Genomic DNA, 25697 nt, shown 5'->3' on the forward strand with positions numbered 1-25697 from the left:
GTTTCAACCGGCGATCTCTCAATAGGCGAACATGAATCATGGTCACACATCTGTTTATGCAAAATAAATCACTGTCACAAATCTTTTTATGGCCGCTGGTCATTGGCCTCATCACTGTTCTGGGCCTGGTGACTGCCTTGCTGGTAGATGATGCCCGCGAATTGCTGTCGGATGCAGCGGTGGCGCTGCCGATAGTGATCAGCCTTTATTACTATCTTTGCAAGCCACGCTTGTCTGCCCGTTTTATGACCGGCCAGCCTGGGCGCGCCCGCAAGTAAGTCTTTTTTGATTGTCCCGGCAAGCTGCCGGGCCGTCTTTAGTTTAGCCAGCCACCGAGTCGTCACTCCAGTAGCCAGCCAGTTTTTAAATTGGATGATTGGAGCATAGATGAAACTCACATTTAACCCCCGCCTTTCCGCGAGTCGGCCTTCTTTTTCAGCGCGCTTATTGTTAAAAGCCGCGCCGCTCGCCGTGGTTGCCAGCACTTTATTGCTACAAGCCTCTGCGCAGGCCGCAGACCATTGTGAAGCCACGGTAGAAGCCACGGATGCCATGAGCTATAACGTCAAGGAAATTGCTGTGCCCAAAGCCTGCGCCTCTTTTGCCATTCGCTTGAAGCATACCGGCACCATGGCTAAAAACATCATGGGCCATAACCTGGTGATCAGCAAACAGGCAGATGAACAGGGCGTATTGCAAGATGGCATGAAGGCAGGCATCGCCAAGTCTTTTGTCAAACCGCAGGACAGTCGCGTGCTCGCCGCCACCCAGGTGATTGGCGGTGGTGAGAGTGCAGAGACCAGCCTGACGCCCAAGCAGCTGGATGCATCCGCCAGTTATGTCTTTTTTTGCTCATTCCCCGGCCATGCCTCGATGATGAAAGGCACGCTCAAGCTGATCTAGTCCTTGCAGAACCTGCCTGCACCGGCAGGTTCAAATGGGCACAGGGCCCAGTTGCGGGTGATCACTTCGTTTCTTACTGGCAGTAAAAGCAAAGCGTTACCGCGACTAAAACATGATGAGTGCGTTAGAGGAGAACACGATGCAAGACACACAAAAATTACAGGCCGTTGGCACTGAAGCCAATGCGTTCCACCGGCAGTTTCAATCCCTGCAGTTAGCGACCACCAGTGACCAGGGATGGCCTGAAGCCAGCTATGCCACTTTTGTCGAGCACGAGCAGCGGTTTTATATTTATGTGAGTGAGTTGGCCGCCCATTGCGCCAATTTGCAACATCATGGTCGTTGCTCGGTGATGTTTATCGAAAGCGAGCAGGCGGCCAGCCATCCATTTGCCAGAAAGCGTCTGGTGCTGCAATGCCAGGCGCAAGAAGTGCCTAGGGATGAAGCTACGTTTGTATTGGTGATGGATCAGTTTCATGCCAAATTTGGCAAATTTATGGAAGTGATCGCCAAACTGACGGACTTTCACCTGTATGCCTTAACACCGTTAGAGGGCAGCTATGTGGCTGGCTTTGCCAAAGCCTATCGCCTGACCGGCCAGGATTTATCTGAGGTGGCGCACCGTAACGAACAAGGCCATCGTGCGCCAGATAGCGCCAGTCAGGCGGATCTGGATGCGTTGGTTTGATGGCATGGATAAGCAGAAAACACGTATTCATGCCATGAACGCTTCAGTGGCGGCCAGACGGCAATTTTTACAGCAAGCGGGTGCATTGGGAATCACAGCCCTATTGCCCCAGTCTTTGGTGTGGGCCGCAGACACCGAGCCCGCGAGCCAGCGCATCGTCAGTATCGGCGGTGCTCTGACAGAAATGATATATGCACTTGGTGCCAGCCAGACCTTGGTCGGTGTAGATACCACTTCGCTTTTTCCGGCGGCCGCCACCAGGCTGCCCAGTGTTGGCTATGCACGCACCCTGTCCAGCGAAGGGATTCTGGCATTGGCGCCGACCCTGGTGGTCGCCACTGAGGATGCCGGGCCCCCAGCCGTGCTAAGACAAGTTCAGGCGGCAGGTGTGCCGCTAAGTATTCTGGCGGCGCATGACCGCTTTGAAGGCGTGGTAGATCGTATGCAACAGCTTGGGCATTTACTTGATCGTACGCCAGCGGCGACGCAATGCGTAGACAAACTCAAAGCCGACTGGCAGCGTGTGCGTGCGCCGATTCTGGCACGTAAAGGGCAGGGCCCACGTGTGCTGTTTGTGTTGTCACACGCCCCCGGCCAGGTCATGGTGGGAGGGCAGGGGAGCAGTGCCGAGGCCATGTTGCATTATGTGGGCGCACGCAATGCGGTGCAGGGCTTCCAGGGCTTTAAGCCCTTGACGCCCGAGGCCGTGATTGCGGCGCAGCCAGAGGTCGTTTTGTTCACAGAGCAAGGGCTGGCGGTGGTGGGTGGAGTCGAAGGTGCACTGCGGCTGCCTGGCCTGGCGCAGACGCCTGCCGGGGAGCATCGCCGGATTGTGGCGCTGGAAGCCATGTTCATGCTAGGGTTCGGGCCACGATTGCCGCAGGCCGTCGCCGCACTTGATCAATTGCTCGGCAAGGCCATGACCCTATGATCAGCGCAACCGCCTGGCCGGTCTTCTGCGAGCGCCTAACCACCCGTTTTGCAACATATCCTTCCTGGGGTTTGGGTCTTGTCTTGCTGATCCTGCTCGCATTGTCGGCCTGGGCGGGGGCCGTCCCCGTGACGTTGGCTGACTGGCGCATCGGCTGGTTGAATGACTCCGCTCATCCGCTCACAGGCGGTGCTTATGTGCTGTGGAATCTGCGATTGCCGCGCATTCTGTTTGCGGCACTGGTTGGGGCTGCCTTGGGATTGTCAGGCGCACTTACGCAAGGCCTGTTTCGTAACCCGCTGGCCGACCCGGGGTTGCTGGGGGTGAGTAGTGGTGCCGCCTGCGCGGCGGCGTTAACGATTGTGCTGCTGGCTGGCTCGGGAATAGAGATTCCCATCACTTTACGCTATTGGCTGTTACCACTGACGGCTTTTGTCGGCGCGGTAAGTGTCTGCTTTTTGCTGGATGGCGTGGCGCGCTGGCTCACGGCTGATTCGATTGCCGGATTGCTATTGACTGGGATTGCACTCAATGCACTGGCTACCGCCGTCATAGGCTTATGCACCTATCTGGCGACGGATGAACAGCTGCGTAGCCTCACATTCTGGACGTTAGGGTCGCTGGCGAGTGCCAGTTGGCGGCTGGTATTATTGTTGTCGCTATTGTTAATCGGCGCGTTGGCCTATATGCAACGGCTGGTGAATGCCATGAATGCACTGGCGCTCGGTGAGGCCGCCGCCGCGCATGTCGGCATTCACGTGCGTCAATTACGCCGCCGTGTCATTGTGCTGGTGGCGCTATTGAGCGGGTTTGCCGTCGCCTGGTGTGGCATGATCGGTTTTATCGGCTTGGTCGCCCCACATATTGTGCGTTTATTGATCGGGCCTGATCAGCGTCGTCTAGCCCCTCTTGCCATGCTGGTTGGCGCCATCCTGTTGCTATTGGCTGATACGGCGGCCCGTACGCTGGCGATTCCCGCAGAAATTCCAGTTGGGATTTTTACGGCATTGTTGGGTGCGCCGTTCTTCTTGCTATTGCTCGGGAGCCTCAGAAAAGGCGGTCATCTATGAGTCATCGCGCTGCACATTTGCTCAAGCTGCAAGCCGTGACGCTCAAATTAGGCGGCCATGTTTTTGGTCCGTTCTCGATGACCGTGCAGCCAGGTGAACGGATTGCGGTGCTCGGACCCAGTGGCGCCGGTAAATCTACCTTGCTCAAGTTGCTCGCGGGCGAGCATGTGCCCAGCGGTGGCCAAGTCAGGCTGCGTGAGCGCTGTTTGACAACGTGGTCACTGGTCGACTTAAGCCGCCAACGCGCCATCTTGCCACAGTCGCATGAGGTCGCCTTTGGGTTGCCCGTTGAACTGGTGATTGGTCTTGGCCGGGTCGCCAGAATGGTCGATCCTGATTTAAATGTGATAGTGCGCCAGGCGGCAGAGCTGGCGTGTGCCCGGCACTTGCTGCCGCGCCGGTTCGATACCCTGTCCGGTGGCGAAAAGGCGCGCGTCCATCTCGCCAGGGTCTTTGCGCAATTGTGGGATATCGAGCAAGGCCTGTTGCTGGTAGATGAGCCGATGGCGGCGCTCGACCCGGGCTTGCAGTGGCAACTGATGGCCGCCATGGATCAGTTTGCCCGCCAGCGTGGGCATGCGATTTTCGCCATCTTGCATGATATCAATCAGGCCTTGCAGGGATTCGACCGGCTCGTGCTGATTAAAGACGGGCGTCTCATCGGCGATTATCCGCGCAGGCAAATTGTCCTGTCGACGTTGGCTGAGTTGTACGAAGTTAATTTGGTCAGCGCGGTCACCGAGCAAGGCCAGACCCTGGTCGCTCCCGAGAGGCTCACAGTCCCATCTGTTGATTTTGTTAATGATAATTGTTATCATTTAATGCTTTAGTGCAAGCCAACGAGTGTTTTCTCCTGTAGCCAGCGATTGTTTGTCAGGGGAATTGCATGTCTCAATTATCTTTAATACATCACGCGCATTATCGCCGTTTATTTGTTGCCTTACTTATTGCGTTTCATGAGCCGGGGTTTGCTGAAGACCAGCGTCAAACGGGGGAAGTCGACGCCTTGCCAGAAGTAAAAGTCACGTCCAAAGTCGCCCATGATCAGCCCTCTGAGCAAACCAAGTCATACACTGTGAACGCGACGGCGACCGCCACACGGTTGAATACCAGTCTTCGCGACACCCCACAGTCGATCTCGGTCATTACACGGCAGCTCATGGATGATTTTCGTGCGTTGACCGTGAATGATGCGTTATCGCTGGCGACCGGGGTCCGTGTTGAGCAATTTGAAACAGACCGCAGCGAATATACGGCGCGTGGGTTTAACATCACCAACTTTCAAATTGATGGATTAAGCACACCGATCACCTATGGCACGCAATATGGGGACTTGGATGTTGCGCTGTACGACAGGATTGAAGTGTTGCGTGGCGCAAACGGTTTGCTCACTTCTACCGGTAACCCCTCTGCGACCATTAACTTTATTCGCAAGCGTCCGACCAAGGATTTTAAAGCACAGATTAATGCCACGGCTGGCTCGTGGGATAACCGTCGGCTGGATGCGGATGTTTCGGGAGCGCTTAATGCGGATGGCAGTGTACGTGCCCGTTTGGTGATGGCACATCAGGAAAAGAATTCTTATCTGGACCGCTATAGCAATGAGCGCAACGTGGCATATGGTGTGATTGAAGCCGATCTTTCTGACCGTACCAGCGTGGCCGTCGGCCACACCTATCAGCAGAATAACTCTAGCGGTAATAACTGGGGCAGTTTACCGTTGCTATACGCTGATGGAAGTCCTAGACATTATAAACGCTCAGATAGTACTGCCCCCCATTGGAGTTACTGGGATGTAGGCACCAATATCAGCTTCGCTGAAATGACTCATCTGTTTGCCAACGGCTGGAAAGCCAAAGGACAGCTCACCCACAAGCAGACTGAGGCTGATGCAAGACTGCATTACATTTATGGCAACGAAGTGCGTTCGACTGGCTTGGGTCTCTTAAGCTACCCAGGCCGATACCATACCCGTACGGAGGACAATGTCTTAGATTTTTATGCGAATGGTCCCGTAGAGTTGGCAGGTCGCAAACATGAATTGGTCTTGGGAACCACCTTGAGTAAGGCGGATGTACGCGACTATTCACGTTTTGGTGCCATTGGCACACCGCTGGCAAGCTTTGAGTCTGCTGCAGACTTCCCGCTGCCAACCTTTGGGCCAGAGAGCAAAGTGGCTGATTTTTCGACTCGCACCATCAATACCTACGCAGCGGCCAGAATCAATGTGATGGATGACCTGAAAGTGACTGCTGGCGGCAGCTTGCTCAGTTACGACTTGCAGGGGATCAGTTACGGTGTACCGCAGTCAGCAAAAGAGGATAACAAGCTCACGCCTTATTTGGGGGCTGTATACGATATCAACGATCAGCATTCGTTGTATGCGAGCTATACAGGCATTTATAAGCCGCAAGCCGAGCTTGGCCGCGACTTTAAAGTCTTGCCGCCTTTGCAGGGCAAGAATTACGAGGCGGGGGTCAAAAGTGAATGGCTAAATGGCCAGTTAAACAGCACAGTTGCGCTCTTCAAAACTGAACAAGAACATTTGCCGCAGCAAGTTGGCACCCAAGGTGCAACCTCGATTTATGAGGGCATAGAGGCGATTAGCAAAGGCTACGAGTTTGATATTGCCGGACAGTTGACGGATCGGTTGAGCATGAATGCGGGCTATACGCGCTTGATGAGCCTGAAGAACTCAGACGGCAAAAATGTTAATCCTTACACCCCCAGGCATCAGATGCACGTCGCAGCAATGTATAAAGTGCCTTATGTGGAACACCTCAAGTTAGGGGCCAATCTTTACTGGCAAAGCGAAACGCATGTGGATATCACTTTGCAAAACGTGGGTACTTTCCGCTATCGCCAGGACAGCTATGCCACCCTCAATCTGGTCGCAAATTACAAGATTGACCAGCATTGGGACGCGGCGTTGAATCTGTATAACGTGACTAACGAGAAGTACCTCTCCAGCTTGCGTTATGCCTATGCGGGCCAAGCTTACTATGCTGCGCCCATGAGCGCTTTAGCCACACTTACGTGGCGTTATTAAAACGCCAAGCTCTTAGCAATCCGGTATGTTTACTGGCCCCTGACAGGGAGGGGTGCTGAGGGTGTTGAAAATAAAAATCAGATTGATCTTGTTTTTTGCCAGCCATCGAGTTACGCACTCCAGTAGCCAGCTTTATTTAATGGGAGTGTTGTGTGACCGTGATTCGATTAAAAACAGTTTATTTGTCGTTGTTGTTAGCCTTGCCGATGTCGGCTGTTTGGGCGCAGGGGGAGGCTGGGAAGACTGCTTCTGCGCCAGCTGCAACAAACACTGATGACGATCAGCAAACTCTGGGTGAAGTTGAGGTATCGACCAGCCGTCGTCAGAGTTTTCACTCAAACACGGTACAGGTCGGGACGTTTAGAGACATGAATCCGCTGGACGTGCCCTTGACCGTGAACACGGTGACGCGTGAGGTGTTGGATGCGCAAGCGACCAACTCATTGTTTGGCGCATTGCGGAACACCGCAGGGGTTTCACGCTCGCAATTGAGTGGCTCGACCTATGACAATATTGCGATCCGAGGCATTCTGGTCGAGAACCGCGGAAACTACCGGCTCAATGGTTCGTTGCCGATTATTAACCTGATTGATACGCCACTAGAAAACAAAGAGCGGGTAGAAGTGCTCAAAGGGGCTTCGTCTCTGTATTACGGCCTGGTGCCGCCCTCTGGCATTATCAACCTGGTAACCAAGCGGGCTGGCAAGGTTGAAAACAAAAGCCTGACGCTGTCTACCAATGAATTTGGTGCGCGTAGCGCCCATGTGGACTATGGCAAGCGCTTTGGCGCTGAGCAGCAGTTTGGTGCACGTTTTAATGTGGTCACTGGCAGCGAAGATATTGGCATTGACCATTATGACGGCAGCCGTGGTCTGGTCTCAGCCGCATTGGATTGGCGTGCAAACGATAAATTGTCTTTCAAGCTTGACCTTGAGCATTACCGCAAAGATGTTTCAGAGCAGGCTGCAATTGCCGTACCGACAGCCGTCAACGGTAAAATCACGCTGCCACCTGTGCCGTCGGCGACGCAAAACCTGGCGGGCAAATGGCAGCACTATGATGCTGAGGCAACCAATATTCTGTTCAGGACCGATTATGCCTTGAGTGATGACTGGAGTTGGTTGTTTGAAGCCGGACGAGCCAAGACGGAGCGCGACCGAAACTTTTCACAATTTCAGAACTTTAACCCACTGACCGGAGAAGGGCAGCTTCAGGTGTCGTTTGTGCGTAATCAGGTCTTTACCAACACCAATTTTAGAACTGAGTTACTCGGCTTGCTGGAAACGGGTCCTATCAAGCATCAGCTCACCTTGGGGTACACCAGTAATCAGCGTGAAGGCGTGACACCCATGTTTGCCAGCACTTCTGTTGCTCAAAACTATTTCAATCCCAGAGTTGTTCCTGTGCTTGCGGCGCTTTCCAATAACCGTTTATCTGACCAGACAATTCTGGATCGAGGCGTGTATGTATTTGATCAAATGGCGTTGACAGACCAATGGACCCTCATGGCAGGTGCGCGGCAAAGTCGTTATGACACCGAGACCATTGCCACCAATGCAGGCACGGCAACGGCTACGCGCTTCAACGCCAAAAAAGTCATCCCCTCCGTGGCGCTGATGTACAAACTTCAGCCAAATATTTCTCTCTACGCCAGTTACATTGAAGGGTTTGAAGATAGTGGTCAGGCACCAGCTAACCGGGCCAATGCAGGCGAGTTGCTGAACCCGGCAAAATCAAGACAAAAAGAAATTGGCGTAAAAACCCAATTGTTTAACCGCTTTTTGCTGCAATTGGCTTATTTTGATATTGAGCGCGCCGCAGCGTTTACCAATCCGGTGACCAATACTTTCAAAGTTAATGGGGATGCAAATTATCAAGGCTTGGAATTTGCTGCTACTGGCGAGTTGACGGAGAGGCTGTCTGTCGCCGCCTCTTTCCTGTTGATGGATGCGACCTTGAAAACACCTGACGCGGCTAGCAATGGCAATACGCCAGAAAATACGCCAGAGAAAACTGCCAGTCTGTTTGGCGAATACCAGATTGCGCAGGTCCCTGGCCTGTTTTTGAGCGCGGGCTTGTTTTATAGCGGCAAGCAACAGGTGAATGCATTTAATCAAGCCAGCATAGATGGCTACACGATTGGGTCGGTAGGGGCCAGATATAAGACCCTGCTGGGCAAGCAAAAAGCCACTTTTCAGGTCGTGGTCGACAATGTCACGGATAAAGACTACTGGAGTACCGCAGGGAACAGCCTGTTAGGCGTCGGCCGACCAAGAACCTTGCAGGCCAATCTGCGCCTGGATTTTTAACTGGCCCCTGTCACACACAGCTAGCTTGATATTGGCGTCAGGCTAGCTGCCCTGATGCGGTTTGTGCCCAGAGCACAGGCCGCACCTACTTCGATTAAACGGCACCGCACAATTTGAGCTATATGACGCTTGGATTTCCACCAGCATTTACATTTGCACAAATAAATTCTCGCACAACCTTTCATTGCTTGTAAAAATGAGAATTGTTATCATTCGTGCTTATTCAATTTGCAAGCCAACGAGCATTGTTTCCAGTAGCCAGCAATTAACTCATTCAATCAATGACGGGAACTATTTATGCCATCCGGCTTTAATAAAAAAACAATGACGATAGCGCTGATGATGGCGCTTCCAGCGATTGCGATCGCGGCAGATGAAGAGAAAAAAACTGCAGACGCGACTCAGACCATGACCGAGGTGAAGGTCAAAACGCAACGAATTCAAGATGCGCCTAACAAAGGCTATCAAGCGACCAAGACCCGCGTCGGTAAAACCTATCAGGATCCGCAAGATGTGCCGCAGGCAGTCACTACGCTAACCAGAGAATTGCTGCATGATCAGCAAGTTGGCTCACTGCGTGAAGCCTTGCGGAATGTGGTTGGCTTATCAGTCAATGCGGCTGAAGGGGGCCGTGCTGGCGATAACTTTAACCTGCGCGGTTTTTATACCTTTGGCGATATTTACCTGGATAACATGCGTGACACCGCACAGTACAACCGCGAGACATTTAACCTGGAACAGGTAGATGTCTTGCGTGGTTCTGCGGCGATGTTGTTCGGGCGTGGCCAGGCGGGTGGCGTGATTAACCAGGTCACCAAGATGGCTGAGTTAAATGACAAAAATACCGTGACAGGTAGCTTGGGCAATTATGATTACCATCAGGCGACAGGCGACTTCAACAAGAAGCTGACAGACACTGCCGCGATTCGCGTGAATGTCATGGACAGACATGAAGAAACCTATCGTAAAAACCCGGCAAACGGGGATCATCCTGAGATTGATCGTCAGGGGATTGCCGTCAGTTTTGGGGCTGGTATCGGTACCGAAAACGAGCTGTTTTTAAACCACGTCTATCTGCGTACGCGGGATGTGCCAGACTTTGGTATTTCATTTGTAAACAAACGGCCGATCAATACCACGATTGCTGGTAACAAAGTTGATGACTCGTCCTTTTACGGCGGAAGCCAAAACTTTGATAACAGTGATACCAATATCACTACCGGTATTTTTACGCACAAGTTTGATGACGACACACAATTGCGTACGCAATTACGACATGCTGATTATGAGCGCGCTTACTGGGCAAAAACACCAAGCGCTGCATTTGCTCCTAACGCAACTTTGGCAGGGGGGGCTGGACTTGGATTAGGTGGCGGCAATAATGATGTAACTCGCACACAACATTATGAAACCTATAACCTGCAATCAGATTTTAGTACCAAACTGACGCTGGCAGGTATGACCCATTCCGTTTTGACTGGCGTTGAATACCTACATGAACATTCCTATCGCAATTCATTGCGCAATTTGGGAACAAATGCAGCCCCCGAGTTCAGTGAAGATGAGGAAACTGCAATCACGGCTGCCAATACACAATATGCAAGATTCAGTGCTAACAACTACGCGGTATATGCACAAGATAGCGTGGAGTTTATGCCACATTGGACGGCATTGGTTGGGATAAGACGCGATGAAATGAAGGCAGATTACACGACTAGCGCTGCACCACACCTTGATTATGGCCAAAACAGTTACAGAAGTGGACTTTCATGGCAACCAACCACAGACCAACACTATTACATTACCTACAGCAATTCATTTAGCCCAACTGCTGACCTGTATCAGTTGACGACAGTCAAGCAACCGCCCGAGCGCAGCCGTACATTAGAGATTGGTAGCAAGTGGTTGTTTATGGATGGTGATTTAGCTTTAAGAACAGCGATATTTACAACCACCAAGGATTGGGAGCGAAACACTGATTTGATTGCTTTTGGTAATAACTCTATTCTGACCAAGCGTCGTCGCACAAATGGGTTGGAGGTTGAGTTGACCGGTAAAGTCACCGAGCATTGGGATGTCTTTGCTGGTATCGCCTTATTGGATGCAAAGATTATCAACGCTGCAGAGAATATTAGTACTGCCGGTGTTCAAACCAATGCCGATACCCGGCTGGATGGTCAGCGGGCAAGAAACACGCCGCGTACTACGTTTAATCTTTGGACAACGTATGACTGGAGTAATGGGTGGAAAATTGGAGGTGGCGTTGAGGCGAAAGCAGACCGGTATGGATATAGCCCAACGACCACCAATGCGAGCACTTTGTTTGTTAATGGCACCTTCAAGCCCAATACTGCGCCTGGCTATGCACGCGTCGATGCGATGGTGGCCTACGAACAACCGAAATGGGCGGTGCGTTTAAATATCAAGAACTTGCTGGATAAAACGTATTATGATGCGATTTATGATAATGGTGCTTTCTTGACACCAGGCAACCGTCGCCAGGCTATCGTCACAACTGAGTACAAGTTCTAGGAGTTAATTTGCTGTTAAGTTTACCGGGGGTTTTGCTTGAAGAAGAGCTGCATACTATCCGTGCCTTGCTGAAGCAGGCGCAATGGGTGGATGGCCGCACAACCGCCGGTATTCAGGCAGCCAGTGTTAAAAACAACCAGCAACTGGCCGAAGACGACCCGTTGCTGGCACAAATCCGCAGGATCGTGTTGCAGGCATTGCAGCGCGATCCTTTATTTTTTTCGGCCGCTTTGCCAGACAAAATCTTGCCGCCTTTTGTGAATCGTTATGCGGGTGAGACCAATGCCTACGGATTTCACGTCGATAGTGCCATGCGTCATATGCCGGATGGCAGTGCGCGGGTGCGGGCAGATGTTTCGGCTACTTTGTTTTTTAACGACCCGGATGAATATGAAGGCGGTGAGCTGGTGGTGCAGGATGTGTTTGGTGACCAGCGCATCAAGCTCAAAGCGGGGTCTATCGTCATTTATCCTTCCAGCTCGGTGCATGCGGTGACGCCTGTCACGCGTGGCGAGCGTTTGGCCAGCTTTATGTTTATTCAGAGCATGGTGCGCGATGCCGCACATCGGCGCATGCTGTTTGATATGGATATGGCCTTGGTCCGCTTGCGCCAGCAACAAGGGGAAACGCCAGAAGTGGTGCAGTTAACCGGCATTTACCATAATCTGTTGCGCCAGTGGGCGCTCTAAGTGAATGCAGTCCTTACCTTTGCTCTCCTGTTTTGCCCAGCAAGCGCAAGCCAAATTGCCCGCTGACGTCTGGCATTATTTGCAGTCAGATGCTGGGAACGGTTTGCAATTACAGGTCAACGAAGCTGGCTGGCAAAGCAAGAAGGTCTGTCCACGTCCACTCCAGCCCCTCTATCAGCCCAACACAAGTTGTAGCATTTTTGGCGAGCAATGGGCGCATCCCATCCTGTTGGCGCCAGTGGCTTATCAGCGCTTGTTTCATGCCGATGGCGAGATTGGCACCGCTGTCGCTTGCAATGCCCAGCAGGGGCAGATGATGGTGAGTAGTCTGGCCAGTCAAGCCGTGAGCGAGATTGTGACGCAGGCGCAACAACCGCTCTGGTTTCAGCTCTATTGGCAAGGCGATCGTGAACGTACCCAAGCGTTATTGCATAAAGCCGTGGTAGCTGGTATCAGCGCAGTCGTGTTTACTGTCGATGCGCCAGTCAAGCAAGCTTTGATCGATTTACCCGAGGGCATTTCCGCGGTCAACCTGGCGCAGCCATTGGCGATGCGACCCTTGCAAACAGGCCAAAGCGCGGTGTTCGATGGCTGGATGACGCAGGCGCCGACTTGGGACGATGTGGCCTGGCTCAGGCAGCAAGTGAACCTCCCCTTGCTACTGAAAGGTCTGATGCATGTAGAGGATGCCCGGCGGGCGGTGGAATGCGGCTGTGACGGCGTGGTCATTTCCAATCACGGTGGCCGCGTGCTTGATAGCACTCCGTCAGTGGCGGCAGTGCTGCCAACGATCGTGGCTGCCGTGGGTAGCCAATGCAAAATCCTGGTGGATAGTGGTATCCGCTCCGGGCAAGATGTGTTTAAAGCGCTGGCGTTGGGCGCCGATGCCGTTTGTATTGGTCGCCCTTACATCTGGGGCCTGGCTGCAGAAGGCGCGATGGGCGTAGCAAAAGTGATCCGCACTTTGCGTGATGAGCTGGAAATGACCATGGCGTTGACTGGCGTTTCGAATTTGGCAGAGCTGCGCCAGGTAGAATTGTTTGAATCATGAAAAGGACGTTTTGATGAAAAAAATTGGTTTTTCACTCTTGTTGGCAATTGGCCTGCTGCATGCACAAGCTGCGTTGGCCGCGGCGGATTGCAAATCCTATCCAAAAGAGGAGTGGGCTTCAGAAGATACCCTTAAAGAAGCACTGGAAGCAGAAGGCTATACCATCAAAAAATTTAAAGTAGACGGTAATTGTTACGAAATTTACGGCCGTAACAAAGAGGGCAAGAAGGTTGAGATTTACTTCGACATGAAAACGCTGGCGATCGTCAAAGCCATCGGCTTGAAAGACTAAGTGGCGAGATGTTGCAGCCATCCGAAATGCTTTGGCCCTGGTGGGTGCGTCTGAGTCACTGGCTTGTGGCGGCTGGTGTGATGGCATTGTGGCTGATGAGCCATGTCTGGTACGAAACGGATGCGCTGCATCGCATGGTTGGCTACGCTGTGCTGGCAATCATTATGATCCGCATCATGGCCGGGTGTTTTAGCGCATACCCAAGTGCGCGCTTTCATCTGCCCGGCCTGCGTGACATCCGCGCGCACATTGCAGATGTGCGTCAAGCAACCCTGCCTGTGCATGCCGGGCACAATCCGCTAGGCCAATGGGCCGTGTATGGCATCTGGATGCTGATTGCCTTGCTGGCGCTGACTGGCTGGTTAAGCCGCACCGATGCCTTTTGGGGCGAAGAGGGGCCGGTTGTAACTCATGCACTGTTGAGTTGGGTACTGATGGCAGTGATTGCGTTGCATATTGTTGCGGTGATCTGGATTGGACGCTTGTCCAAGCAGCATTTAGTGCGGCAAATGTGGCATGGCCGCATTCACTTACGCAAATAAGCGGGCCTTGCGTCTTTAATCTACTTCAATCGGCGGGGCAACCTTGAGCACTTCGTCTACGGTTGTCAGGCCTGCCGCAATTTTCTCAGCACCGTTTAACATCAACGGTTGCATCCCCGCTTGCGTGGCAGCCTGTCTGAGTTGGATCAAATCGGTTTCAGGCGTGATCAGTTTGCGTAAGGTCGGTGTGAGTGTCAGCATCTCATAAATGCCGGTGCGACCACGGTAACCCGTGTTGCGGCACTCCTTGCAGCCCGCGGCTTTCATGATTTTTGCCGGTTTGGCGGCCTTGAACGGGCGCGTAACGCTGGCCCATTCTGCCTCAGAAATGGTGGCTTCTGTTTTGCAATGCGGGCACAAGGTGCGCACCAGCCGCTGCGCCATAATCCCCAGCAGGCTGGAATGTATCAGGTAGGCTGGCACGCCTAAATCCAGCAAGCGTGTGACAGCCGATGGCGCATCGTTGGTGTGCAGCGTGGATAGCACCAGGTGGCCGGTCAGTGCGGCCTGAATTGCCATATCGGCGGTTTCCTGATCGCGGATCTCGCCGACCATGATAATGTCGGGGTCCTGGCGCATCAGTGTACGTATACCTTCGGCAAAGCCCAGGCCGATATTCTGTGTCACCTGCATCTGGTTAAACGCCGGCTCTATCATCTCAATCGGGTCTTCTACCGTACACACATTGACTTCATCGGTCGCCAATTGCTTGAGTGTGGTATACAGCGTGGTGGTTTTGCCCGAGCCGGTAGGCCCGGTGACCAGAATGATGCCGTTGGGCTGGTGAGTCCACTGCGCCCATTGCTCGCCCTGACGCTTGGAAAAACCGAGTAACTGAAAATCCTGTACCAGCACGTCCGGCTTGAAAATTCGCATCACCAGTTTTTCGCCAAACGCGGTCGGCATGGTGGATAAGCGTAATTCAACCTCCTTGCCATCAGTGTCTACGGTTTTGACACGACCATCCTGCGGGCGGCGTTTCTCCACCATGTCCATCCGCCCCAGTAGCTTGATGCGGCTGGTAATCGCATTCATGATATTGCTCGGCAGCTGATACACCTGATGCAAGACGCCGTCGATACGAAAACGCATCAAGCCCAGATTGCGGCGCGGTTCCAGGTGGATATCACTGGCGCGCTGCTCGAATGCATATTTAAACAACCAGTCGACAATGCTCACCACGTGCTGTTCATTCGCATCCAGTTGGCGGTCTTTGCCCAGCTCAATCAACTGTTCAAAGTTTTGTACGCCGACAATTTGCCCGGCCTTGGCGGCATTCGCAGATTGAATCGCTGCAGAAAGCTGATACACCTCGGGCAAATAACGCTGCAAGTCCAGCGGATTCACCATGACCACTTCAATGCGCAACTTCAGCATCCGCTCCAGATCATGCAGCCAGGTCTGGTGGAACGGATCGGCCGTCGCAATTGTGGCTACGCCATTCCTGACCGTAATCGGCATGATGCGCAGGCGCTCGGCATAGGCTTGCGACACAATTTGCGCCGCGGCACTAAAGTCCAGTTTTAGGGGGTCGATTTGATAATAAGGCACTGCAGCCTGCTCTGCCACAAAGCGGCTCAGGGCTTCTACAGTCAATAATTGATTGGGGTTTTGTAAATCCGGCCATTTTTGCTCGGCCACAATCACAACCGGGTGAATTTTGGAGCTGTCCCTCTTGCGATCTTTATAAAGCTTTTCAGCCTGGACTTTATCTGCATGCCCATGAGCAACCAGCATGCGTAATAAATCCGAGAGGCGCAGGCTCTCTATGGTTTTGGGCGAGGAAACGGGGATTGGACTATTCATGTCACATGCTGGCTAGACTAGCTGCAAATGATGCAAGAGTCATGCCATCAGGAGGTGGCAGAAATGGTCACATTGCTTAGATTGGAAATGTGTTTAGTCTGGGTTTTCTAAAGGTTTTTTAATTTGAGTCTGTCACTTATTGATGAGAGTTGTTAAGTTTTATTTAAGATGGAATCTTGAGTGATGTTTTTTAAAGATACATTTTTTCGCCTCTCGGCGAGTTACTTTCTGGTGCTTGTCCCCCAGAAAGTAACCAAAGAGGAGGACACCCAGCCATCACGGCCTTCGGCTGCCTTGCGTTGCTCGGTAAAGTGGGCTGCCATCAAAACTCGCCCTGGCGGCTTGCACAAAACCGCAAGCCACTGCGGAACTCAAACAGTTGATGGCAGAAAGCTCCCACTTCATCTGCGCTACTCAGCGTGATGGGATGGGATTTATCTCGTCAAAGTCACACTGTTGAAGTTTGGACGCTTGCAAAAACCAATTCTTTTATTCAATCCACTGACCGTTACGCTCATCTGGTGTTCGGGGTCCCCCTCTGCCGCACGCTTTAATTAAAAGAGTGCAACGCAGGGTTGGCGTGAGCCTTCGGCCATCGGCTGTTCGAGTTCCGCAACAAGCCACGACGTGTGCGGCTTGTCAGGGCGAGTTTCGATGGTCGCCCGGCAAATCGAGTGGCACAGGAAAGAAGCGGAAGCTGGGGTGTCTTGTTCTTTGCCTTCTTTCTTATGGACAAGCATAAGAAAGATTGGTCGCCGTAAAGGCGAAACAAATCGCTATTCAAACCAGCTCATGTTTCAGGTTTAAATCTATTTGTTCGAGCAAGTAAATAATAAAGTTACTCGCTTGAGACAGTAAGCTGAGGCTATAAAAGGTCTAAGCATCGGATTGCTACAGCAATACTCGTCAAAGAATAACTTTTTACTGCGTTATTTAAATCGTCTGCGCGGATGTTCTATCACTGCATCTGTATCCGCATACTCAAATCCACCGCCTGAATATTTTTAGTCAGTGCCCCAATAGATATTCTATCTACGCCTGTTTCCGCAATCGCCCTAACCGTCGTTAAATCCACATTGCCCGATGCTTCCAGCAATGCTTGCTTTTGATTGATTGCGACAGCTTTACGCAGGTCTTCCAGCGTGAAATTATCGAGCAAGATACTGGTGGCGCCGGCATCCAGCGCTTGCTGCAATTCATCCAGTGTTTCCACTTCGATCTGGATATTATCCGTGCTGCGCATGGCGAAGGCGGCTTCAAGCACGGCGGCAATCGAGCCTGCGGCGGCGATATGGTTTTCCTTGATCAGGATGCCATCGTACAAAGCCAGCCGTTGGTTGGCGCCACCGCCAGCGAGCACAGCATATTTTTGTGCCAGACGCAGGCCAGGCAGGGTCTTGCGCGTATCGAGGATTTGCGCTGGCAAACCGACAATGGCGTCCACATAGCGGCGGGTATGTGTGGCTACTGCAGAAAGCGTTTGCAAAAAGTTGAGGGCCGGGCGTTCGGCACTGAGCATGGCGCGTGCGTCGCCATGAATATGGACCAGCGCTTGATTGGTGACGACGGGGTCACCGTCTTTTACCAGCCATTCGAGCTGGATGCTGCGATCCAACTGCGCAAAGCACTGTTGCGCCCAGGCGCAGCCGCAGAGAATGGCAGCCTCACGGCTGATAATGGTCGCGCTGGCCTGGGTGCCGGCAGGGATTAGTGCAGCGGTCAGGTCGCCTTTGCCCAGGTCTTCTGCCAGGGCCGATTGCACTTGCGCCGCTATCAGATCGGCATTTAAGTAGTCGGGCAAGTGTTGGTAAAGTGATGCAGTGGTCATGAGCAGCTCAGTCAATTTAAAATTTATGCAGATGAGCGTTCTAAGCCCATGGCAAAAGCTATTATAATAAAAGCACCCCAAGACCAGCGAGTTTTGTACCATCGTATTGCGTCATGGGGTATTTTTTCGGTAAAAGTACTCTTCAATCCGGCTCACATCACACTATGCAGCTTTTATATACGGTTAACAGTCCCTATGCACGTAAAGTGCGTATCGTCGCCATTGAGAAACATATTGACCTGACTTTGACGGAGGTCGTGCTGTCTGCGCCGGATTGTCCCGTGAGCCAGCACAACCCGTTGGGTAAGGTTCCGGTGCTGGTGCTGGATGATGGCGACGCCTTGTATGATTCACGCGTGATTGTCGAGTATCTGGATCATCGCACGCCGGTGGCCCACCTGATTCCGCAAGACCACTCAGCCAAAATCAAGGTCCGTCGCTGGGAGTCACTTGCCGATGGTGTGTGTGATGCTGCCGTGGCGGTGATCTTGGAACAACGCAAGCCAGAGGTGCAGCAGTCTGCACCATGGATAGAAAAGCAATTTGCCAAGGTGACGGCTGGCCTGACCGTGCTTGATAACGACTTGCTAAAGAAAAAGTGGTGTGTCAACGAAACGTTCAGTCTGGCAGACATTGCCCTGGGCACCGCGCTGGGCTACATAGACTTGCGTTTTAAAAATGTGCAATGGGAAGGCAAATACTGGCAAGAGAAGTTTCCTAATCTGGCCAAACATTACGGTGTGCTGGTAAAACGTCCCAGCTTCAAGCAAACCATGCCACAGCCTTAGGGCACCTTATCTCAGCATTCCGTCCTAAGCTGTCGGGATGCTGTCTTGATTTTCTCCCGTTGATCTTCAGCCGTTCACCTTGTGATGCGGCGCTTTCCCCTTGTCTACCTTCTTTTTCATTCTGCCTTTTGGCCTCACTGCATCTATCCACTTACGCTTAATCAGAGATCATATTTTTACGTTGCAAAACTAAATGATAATTGTTATCATTTAAGAATACTCAAAAACATGATAAATACATGCTATGCAGGCAATGAATGCACCAGTCAAAAAAAGATTGCTAGAACTGCTGGATGAGCTCATCGCTCATGATGGCTTCGGTAGCATCAAAGTGGATATACGCCTGCTCAAGCGGGGACAGAAAGAAGTCATTATTGATTGCGGCAAGCAGTACCGCTATGTGGTTGATTTTGAGTCCAGGCAGGAGAAGCAAGGCGCCTGACCATGCGTGATTAAAACAACATCACTTTTATTTTTTAATTTCAATTTTATTGCCATGCGTAAAGCGTGGCGATTGAAATACTCAACGGTGTGGGTCCGTGAGACTTCATTTTAAAAAAATGGCGCGATGGCCTTCGAGAGGAAGGGGCACAAGCGCTCGTTGAGGAGAAATAAATCATGAAATTTTCAGCTTTGGCATTCACCTTAGGCATGCTGTTCAATAGTTCCGCGTTTGCGACCCAGGCAGTATGGGACACCGCCAATCCCTGGGGGAGTCTGACACCAGCGAGTTATGCTGAGTGGAACGTCTTTAACAGCACCAATGACAATACACCAGATGTCGCTGTGACTGCCGGGATCACCGCTTCTGTGCAAGAAACCACAGGCGGTGCTTTTATCACTGGCGGGGGCAATATTTATAGTTTCTCTGGCGCTACGGCATTCACCGCGACCTTGAGCGGTGCCAGCACAGGCCTGTTTGATGTCTATCTGCGTATTGCAACCTTGGGCACCCTGGCCAACAGTTCAGCAACCTTGAATGGCATTACAGCGACTTCCGTGTTGCAGTTTAACGAAGATCAAGGCACCGTGATGGGAGGGGCAACTGCTGAACAAGAGTTGTATTGGAAATGGAGCAATGTCGCCGCTTCCAGCCTGTATACCTTTAAATTCAATGCCAATTCATCCAGTATGAGTTTGGATCAATTGGCATTGGCCGCCGTGTCTGTGCCTACTGTGACACCGGTGCCTGAACCTGAGGCCTTTAGTCTGATGGGCTTGGGGCTGGGTTTGATGGCATTTGTCGCGCGCCGCAACGCAAAAAAACAAGCCTGATTCCCATTCGGCTGACCATGGCAAAGGGGCTGTTTAGCCCCTTTCTTGCGCGCCCACTTATTTTCGTTAAATGAACATCACCGGTTTAAAGCGGGCTCGCTCTCTTGCGATCTTCTCCAGTTGCCTGCCTGAAAAAAGCTTCATTCGCACAAGGTTAACCTTGTCTGTGGGGCTGTGTTGGCTCGCCTGTTTTTTTTGGCCTCACGCCGCCTGGGCTGAGCAGCTCATACCAGACGTGGAGGCAACGGACGTGCAAACGCCCCCTGCGTCTCCAGCACCCACGATAAAACAGCCAGGGGCCGAGGAGGTGGATACGCTGCCTGAGGTCACCATCCAGGAAAAGAAACAAAAAGCGCCCGAGACAGGGATCAATCCAACCTTGCCGGTTACCACCATTACCAGCGAACAATTGCAACGTGCCCAGCCCAGCAATATTTTTGATGCGGTCAGAGCCGTGCCAGGGGTGTCTATTTCTGGCGGACCACGGCCGAGTGGCATGACGTTTGGGATTCGTGGCTACGTGGACAATGAAGACGTGCTGGTGAAAGTGGATGGCGTGCCCAAAGGATTTGAGAAATACCGTATGGGCGGGACATTTATCGAGCCGGAATTATTAAAAAGCATAGAGGTGCAACGTGGGCCGCAGATTTCGAGTGGTTCCGGATCACTGGGCGGTACGGTCAATGCGACGACTAAAAATGCTGAAGACTTTTTAAAACCCGGCCAACACTATGGCGGCAAGGCCAAGTTTGGCTATGGCAATAACAGCGATGAATATTCACGTTCCTATCTGCTGTATGCGCGCCCCGATGAACGCGTGGATATTTTGTATAACTATTCCAATCGGCAGGCCAATAATTTGACCTTGGGCGATGGCTCCAAGCTACAAAGTTCTGCGATTGAATCTATTTCACAGTTGCTCAAGGTCAGTGTGTTTCCAACCGAAGACTTGCAGTTGGTGACCTCGGTGGTGAAGTTTGAGGATACCGGACTGCAACCTTATGATGCGACAGGCGGGCAACCCGGTTTTTTTGGCAATGTGGTGCGTTCGGTGGATGATCTCACTTGGTCAGAGACGGTGAACTTCGATCCTCAACACCCGTGGATCAACTTTAAGGGTACTATCGGTGCCGGGTATACGCATTTGCAAGATGTGATTGGTCAGGGTGCGCCGTTCAATTCCACGTTTAATGCCTTGCAAAGGCAGTGTCAGGGTGTCATCAATACGACAAATCCCGCGGATACCACGACTTGCCGCGGCAATTTGACGGATACGTATGAATATAAAACGAACACCGTAGATCTGAGCAACCGGGCAATCTTTGCTGAGAAAGATCTATGGTCTGTTTCGTTACTGACGGGCTATCAATACAACGCCAGCGAACGTGAAATTACACGCTTCTTCGACAATCGGAAGACCGCGTTACAAGCGCTTTATCCCGATGGCTTTAATGCCTCAGCGCCGCCAGGGCGCAAGTCATTTCATGCCGTTTATGTGCAACCAAAGTTTGAGTTCGGCGCATTTTCAGTGATCCCGGGCTATCGCCAGGACCGTTATCAAGTAGAGGCTGACGGAGGGGCTTTGGCCCTGCTCGCCCCCTATGGCCAGGCAAGCACCATCAAATTCAAACAAGAGACCTGGAGTCTGGGCCTGGCTTATGATGCCTTCGCCAAACAAAACCCAGACAAACTAACCTTTTACAGCAATTACGGGCAAGGCTTCAGGCCGCCCCTGATTGATGAATATTTTACGCAGGGGCCGTTCAGCCGTTGTCGTGCGCAAGTCATGACAACCAAGGGGCCGAAGTCGCAGATTTGTGGGGATTTGTATGTGCCGCAGCGCTCTGAAACCACCGAGGCCGGGGTGAGTTATCAAACACCGCACTTGTTCAATAGCACTATCTGGTTTTCAGGCAAGCTGAATTTTTATCACACCTATACCTCGCATTTGCTGACCTCATTGCGTGAAGATGCCAATGGCAATCTTGCGCAAGATGGTTGGGAGCGCAGAAACGGAGTTGAAATTGAAAGCTTTATGCAATATCGCGGGTGGTATCTGCGTAGTGCGTATTCCAGAATCAATGGCGGGATTAATACCGGGCTGGTCAATGCGCCGCTGTATACCGCGCCAGGCAATGCCTTCAATGTGCAGCTGGGCGCTGTGCTCTCAGAGGCGGTCGATCTGAACCTCAGTTACCGCAAGGTTTCTGACCGGGATATCCTGTTAAGTGGGGATGGCACCACCGCCAGCCCTTATCGGTTTGGGACGCAGGACGGCTATGCAATGTGGAATGCAGGTGCCCGTTGGCAGGCGAGCAAACATGTGACGTTACGACTGATCGGTGAAAATCTCAAAAATACGCTGTATCGCCTGGATGGCACCATGGGCGGCCTGGGTATGTACGGCCCTGGCCGGAATGTGAAATTTCAGGTTGAGCTGACCTACTAGCCAAGATGGGACATTGGCGGTTGACGACCGCTGCTAGAGTGGGCCCAAATCGTCATCGCCCAGCAGATGCAGCTTGTTTTTGTGACGCAAGGTTTGACGCTCGTTCAAGCGTTTTTGTGCGGGGCTCGGGAAGTCGGTAAAGCTGATCAGGTTACGCTCAATCAAAATGCCAATCAGGTCTTCGAGCACGCGTGCGAGCTGAATGTCACTCTCACGGAAGGTGTGGTGCCTTTTGAGTTCGTCATCCAGAAAACACAAATACTCTGTGTCGGTATTATCTATTTCCACCCAGTCCGCAGCCACTTGCGTATCCGGGCTGGCCGCAATAATCGCACCTTGGTTATTTTTTAAGACGTAGGCCATCAGGTGTCATTCCTTGTCACTTGGCAGTGTATTTTGATTAAATGGTGTAAACAAAAGCAATAACCATGCCTCGCGCTTGCGATCTCAACCCGGGTTAAAGCGCACCCGTGATGATGCCGCCGCCCAGACAGACGTTGCTTTCGTAAACGACCACACTTTGCCCTGGTGTGATGGCCCATTGATGCTGACCAAAGCGAATAGTTGCTTCTTCTGCATTCACCGCATCGACCTCGCAAGGCGCATCCGGCTGGCGATAACGGGTTTTCGCCGCATATACCCAGTTGGTACGCGGCTCTTCGCCACTAATCCAGTGCAGTTGTCCCGCTTTCAGCCCGTCGGATTTCAGAAGCGGGTGATCATGGCCTTGTACCACAATCAGCTCGTTATCGGCCATGTGCTTGGCGGCGACAAACCACGGCTCGCCATTGCTTTCACGGCTACCGCCTATCTTGAGCCCCTGGCGCTGACCAATGGTGTAATACATCAAGCCTTCATGCTCGCCAACCACTTTGCCTTCGGGCGTACGCATCACGCCAGGATGACGCGGCAGGTAGCGCTGTAAAAACTCCTGAAACGGCCGCTCGCCAATAAAGCAGATACCAGTTGAATCCTTTTTCTCGGCATTGGCCAGGCCATGTTCACGCGCGATTTCGCGTACTTCACGCTTGAGGTATTTGCCTAACGGAAACAGCGTTTTTGACAACTGCGCCTGATTGAGGCGTGACAAAAAGTAACTCTGGTCTTTGCTGCCATCATCGGCTTTAAGCAGTTGAAAATTGCCTGGCTGGATCGGGTTTTCACGCACTTGTGCATAATGTCCCGTGGCGATTAAGTCTGCGCCCATCCCCATGGCATGGTCCAAAAACGCCTTGAACTTGATCTCGGCGTTACACAAAATATCCGGGTTGGGCGTGCGGCCCGCCTGATATTCCTGTAAAAAGTTAGCGAACACTCGCTCTTTGTACTCGGCGCTAAAATTCACGGTTTCAATGTCAATGCCAATTCTATCGGCCGCAGAAACCGCATCAATCAGGTCCTGGCGAGAAGAGCAATACTCATCCGTATCATCGTCTTCCCAGTTCTTCATGAATAAACCGGTGACCTCATAGCCTTGCTGTTTCAACAACAAAGCGGTCACGGAAGAATCAACACCGCCGGATAACCCGACGATCACATGTGGCTTACTCATAATGCTTGGCCCAAATGCTTCAAAATGTCTAAAGAATAACGTTTGCCGGCGAGGTAGTCTTGCACGCACAACAATACTTGCGGGCTACGCATCAACTCGCCTTCAGCCGCAATCTCGGCTTCGGTTTTCCACACTGTGCGAATAATGCCTTCATCCAAGGCCTGCTCTGGATAATGCGCACCCAATTTGCCACTAAAGGCAAAACGCAAGTAGGTAATGCCGTTGAGCGGATGCTGCCAGTGGTAAATGCCTACCAAAGCCTCAGGCGTGAAATCATAAGCCGTCTCTTCCAGCGTCTCACGAATCGCCGCGGCAATAATGGTCTCGTTTTCTTCCAGATGCCCGGCGGGCTGGTTAAAGCGATTGCCTCTGTCCGTGGTTTCTTCCACTAACAGAAACTTGCCATCTTGCTCTATGATGGCCGCAACGGTGACGTTAGGCTTCCATTGATGCGACGATTTGGAGGGTTGCAGAACAGAAGAATTCAAGATGTGCTGGTTTCGTTAAAAAACGCTATTTTACCGCTATGTGATTGATTGAGGAATTATTTGAGAGAAAGTTAATGAGTTGATATTACATATCAAAAATCGGCTCTGTAGTAGCCGACCAGCCATCGGTGCAAATCCCGTCAAGTTCTTCTTCTGGGATGTGTTTGCAAAATATGTCTTTTAGGTCTTTAACTGATTTTAGTACATGTTTTGCTGTGTTTTTACTGACTAAATTTTCAAGTACTGATTCTGGACAATTAATGTCATGAGTCCCTTTTTTCGCATGACCAACCTTGCTGAATTGTTTGATGGGTTCGGGTTTTGCATGGGCAATTTTGTTTCTAAATTTAATAAGCCACTGTATTGTTTTCCAAGGCTCATTTCGAATTTGATAAGGAATTGCCAATTTTTTTGCTATTCGCTCCAGTTTTATTATTGGCTTACAATCCTCAAAATCCTCCCAGGCATGGCCTTGCCATAGACGATGACCTACTGCATTTGCTAGTGCTTCTACTGCCAAAGCGGAGAAAGTCATACTAATTAAGGCTTCATTAAACCATCCTGTCTTCTTTTGTTGAGCCAACTCCATTTGAATTGACGCAATCTCCAGAAAAGTATGATGTGCAGAGTAGTTACGAGTAATTTCTCTTTTATAAAGCTGCGGTTTAGTCATTTTTTTGCCAAAATAAAGCCCTGTAGGAATCGTAATTTCTTGCAAACGCGATTTCAATCACAAACTTTAATTCGGGGTACTGCATGCGGGTATACCACCTACCGATTTATCCAAACAACTTCGGAAACAAACCCTCTAATCCATGCGCAATAAACTCCACCGACATCGCCGCCAAAATCAAGCCCATTAAGCGGGTGACGATATTAATCCCGATCTTGCCCAGGTAGTGGGTAATGCCATCAGCCAGTTGTAACAATCCCCAGATAAATAATGAGATCAAGGCAATTGGTAACATCAGGCTCAGGTGCCCCCAAAAGCCGGGATGTTGCTGGGCGGTGAGGATCATGCTGGAAATGGCGCCGGGGCCAGCCAATAGCGGGATGCTGAGTGGGACGATGGCGATGACTTCACGTTCGCTTAAGTCTTGCGCTTCTTCAGGGGTTTGGCGTGTGGCGCTTTGTTTGCCGTGCATCATGGAGATGGAGATCAGTAACAGCAAAATACCGCCGCCGACCTGAAAGGAGGGGATGGTAATGCCAAAAAAGTCCAGAATCAGGTCACCAAAAAAGGCTGAGACACCCAGCACAATCATGACGGTGATGGCGACAGTGCGGGCGGTGCGTGAGCGCTCCGCTTTGCTCCAGCCACTGGTGGCGCTGATGAAAATCGGCAGGCAACCGATGGGGTTGACGATGGCGATGAGGGCGATGGCCACTTTAATCAGGTATGCGTATTCGGTCATGCTTTTTCAGACTCCCAAGTGCGGCTGGTGGCGTTGAGCA

At 51.7% G+C, this 25697-nt stretch carries 24 protein-coding genes; 17 read left to right on the forward strand and 7 right to left on the reverse strand.

Annotated elements, in window-relative coordinates; genetic code table 11:
* Positions 1–38: 38 nt before the first annotated feature.
* The 13 genes from Q9292_RS05875 (at position 39) to Q9292_RS05935 (ending at position 14056) form a co-directional block, all read left to right on the forward strand.
* On the forward strand, positions 39–278 hold the full coding sequence (locus Q9292_RS05875; RefSeq protein ID WP_313985884.1) for a hypothetical protein: 240 nt from the start codon (positions 39–41) through the stop codon (positions 276–278).
* A gap of 109 nt (positions 279–387) precedes the next feature.
* Positions 388–903 (forward strand): azurin, encoded by a 516-nt coding sequence (azu, locus tag Q9292_RS05880; protein WP_313985886.1) that lies wholly within the window; start codon positions 388–390, stop codon positions 901–903.
* A gap of 139 nt (positions 904–1042) precedes the next feature.
* On the forward strand, positions 1043–1591 hold the full coding sequence (locus Q9292_RS05885; protein ID WP_194749245.1) for a HugZ family protein: 549 nt from the start codon (positions 1043–1045) through the stop codon (positions 1589–1591).
* Positions 1578–2522, forward strand: a complete 945-nt coding sequence (locus Q9292_RS05890; RefSeq protein WP_313985892.1) for a hemin ABC transporter substrate-binding protein — start codon at positions 1578–1580, stop codon at positions 2520–2522. The genes Q9292_RS05885 and Q9292_RS05890 overlap by 14 nt, the downstream gene beginning before the upstream one ends.
* Positions 2519–3592, forward strand: coding sequence for an iron ABC transporter permease (locus Q9292_RS05895; RefSeq protein WP_313985895.1), 1074 nt, complete (start codon positions 2519–2521; stop codon positions 3590–3592). Before Q9292_RS05890 ends, Q9292_RS05895 begins: the two co-directional genes overlap by 4 nt.
* On the forward strand, positions 3589–4422 hold the full coding sequence (locus tag Q9292_RS05900) for an ATP-binding cassette domain-containing protein (protein WP_313985897.1): 834 nt from the start codon (positions 3589–3591) through the stop codon (positions 4420–4422). Before Q9292_RS05895 ends, Q9292_RS05900 begins: the two co-directional genes overlap by 4 nt.
* Positions 4423–4478: 56 nt before the next feature.
* Positions 4479–6641 carry a TonB-dependent siderophore receptor gene (locus tag Q9292_RS05905; RefSeq protein ID WP_313985900.1) on the forward strand — a complete coding sequence of 721 codons (2163 nt, stop codon included), beginning with the start codon at positions 4479–4481 and terminating at the stop codon, positions 6639–6641.
* A 182-nt stretch (positions 6642–6823) separates the two neighbouring features.
* Positions 6824–8950, forward strand: a complete 2127-nt coding sequence (locus Q9292_RS05910) for a TonB-dependent siderophore receptor (protein ID WP_313985903.1) — start codon at positions 6824–6826, stop codon at positions 8948–8950.
* Between the two features lie 297 nt (positions 8951–9247).
* The gene (locus Q9292_RS05915; RefSeq protein ID WP_313985906.1) at positions 9248–11482 is read left to right on the forward strand and encodes a TonB-dependent receptor; all 2235 of its coding nucleotides are present in this window, start codon (positions 9248–9250) and stop codon (positions 11480–11482) included.
* Between the two features lie 8 nt (positions 11483–11490).
* The gene (locus Q9292_RS05920; RefSeq protein WP_313985909.1) at positions 11491–12171 is read left to right on the forward strand and encodes a Fe2+-dependent dioxygenase; all 681 of its coding nucleotides are present in this window, start codon (positions 11491–11493) and stop codon (positions 12169–12171) included.
* A 4-nt stretch (positions 12172–12175) separates the two neighbouring features.
* Positions 12176–13222: an alpha-hydroxy acid oxidase gene (locus Q9292_RS05925; RefSeq protein ID WP_313985912.1), complete on the forward strand. Its 1047-nt coding sequence runs from the start codon at positions 12176–12178 to the stop codon at positions 13220–13222.
* A 13-nt stretch (positions 13223–13235) separates the two neighbouring features.
* A complete protein-coding gene (locus tag Q9292_RS05930) occupies positions 13236–13514 on the forward strand; it encodes a PepSY domain-containing protein (RefSeq protein ID WP_275356608.1) in 279 nt (92 codons plus the stop codon).
* An 8-nt stretch (positions 13515–13522) separates the two neighbouring features.
* Positions 13523–14056, forward strand: coding sequence for a cytochrome b/b6 domain-containing protein (locus Q9292_RS05935; RefSeq protein ID WP_313985915.1), 534 nt, complete (start codon positions 13523–13525; stop codon positions 14054–14056).
* Positions 14057–14071: 15 nt separating this feature from the next.
* Here the strand turns inward: Q9292_RS05935 and Q9292_RS05940 are convergent, their stop codons facing one another.
* Together Q9292_RS05940 and nadC are read right to left on the reverse strand one after the other, a co-directional pair.
* Positions 14072–15862: a GspE/PulE family protein gene (locus tag Q9292_RS05940; RefSeq protein WP_313985918.1), complete on the reverse strand. Its 1791-nt coding sequence runs from the start codon at positions 15860–15862 to the stop codon at positions 14072–14074.
* A 958-nt stretch (positions 15863–16820) separates the two neighbouring features.
* Positions 16821–17690 (reverse strand): carboxylating nicotinate-nucleotide diphosphorylase, encoded by an 870-nt coding sequence (nadC, locus tag Q9292_RS05945; protein ID WP_313985921.1) that lies wholly within the window; start codon positions 17688–17690, stop codon positions 16821–16823.
* Positions 17691–17854: 164 nt separating this feature from the next.
* Between nadC and Q9292_RS05950 the strand changes: the two genes are divergently transcribed.
* The 4 genes from Q9292_RS05950 (at position 17855) to Q9292_RS05965 (ending at position 22202) form a co-directional block, all read left to right on the forward strand.
* Entirely contained in the window at positions 17855–18478 is a 624-nt protein-coding gene (locus Q9292_RS05950; RefSeq protein ID WP_275356612.1) for a glutathione S-transferase family protein, read from the forward strand.
* 244 nt (positions 18479–18722) lie between these two features.
* A complete protein-coding gene (locus tag Q9292_RS05955; protein ID WP_194749262.1) occupies positions 18723–18920 on the forward strand; it encodes a hypothetical protein in 198 nt (65 codons plus the stop codon).
* A 176-nt stretch (positions 18921–19096) separates the two neighbouring features.
* A complete protein-coding gene (locus Q9292_RS05960) occupies positions 19097–19753 on the forward strand; it encodes a PEP-CTERM sorting domain-containing protein (protein WP_275356613.1) in 657 nt (218 codons plus the stop codon).
* 250 nt (positions 19754–20003) lie between these two features.
* Entirely contained in the window at positions 20004–22202 is a 2199-nt protein-coding gene (locus Q9292_RS05965) for a TonB-dependent receptor domain-containing protein (RefSeq protein WP_313985927.1), read from the forward strand.
* A 33-nt stretch (positions 22203–22235) separates the two neighbouring features.
* Here the strand turns inward: Q9292_RS05965 and Q9292_RS05970 are convergent, their stop codons facing one another.
* The 5 genes from Q9292_RS05970 to Q9292_RS05990 all read right to left on the reverse strand — a co-directional run bounded on the left by Q9292_RS05970 (position 22236) and on the right by Q9292_RS05990 (position 25657).
* Positions 22236–22565, reverse strand: a complete 330-nt coding sequence (locus tag Q9292_RS05970) for a hypothetical protein (RefSeq protein ID WP_194749265.1) — start codon at positions 22563–22565, stop codon at positions 22236–22238.
* Positions 22566–22659: 94 nt separating this feature from the next.
* A complete protein-coding gene (gene mnmA / locus Q9292_RS05975; protein WP_313985930.1) occupies positions 22660–23754 on the reverse strand; it encodes a tRNA 2-thiouridine(34) synthase MnmA in 1095 nt (364 codons plus the stop codon).
* Positions 23751–24242: an NUDIX hydrolase gene (locus Q9292_RS05980; protein ID WP_313985933.1), complete on the reverse strand. Its 492-nt coding sequence runs from the start codon at positions 24240–24242 to the stop codon at positions 23751–23753. Before Q9292_RS05980 ends, mnmA begins: the two co-directional genes overlap by 4 nt.
* Before the next feature lie 85 nt (positions 24243–24327).
* Complete coding sequence (locus Q9292_RS05985; RefSeq protein WP_313985936.1) at positions 24328–24960, reverse strand: hypothetical protein; 633 nt, start codon at positions 24958–24960, stop codon at positions 24328–24330.
* A 61-nt stretch (positions 24961–25021) separates the two neighbouring features.
* On the reverse strand, positions 25022–25657 hold the full coding sequence (locus Q9292_RS05990; protein ID WP_313985939.1) for a YchE family NAAT transporter: 636 nt from the start codon (positions 25655–25657) through the stop codon (positions 25022–25024).
* Positions 25658–25697 lie beyond the last annotated feature (40 nt).

Origin of the sequence: Methylophilus sp. VKM B-3414 (genome assembly GCF_032248435.1) — a bacterium.
Classification (GTDB): Bacteria; Pseudomonadota; Gammaproteobacteria; order Burkholderiales; family Methylophilaceae; genus Methylophilus; species Methylophilus glucosoxydans.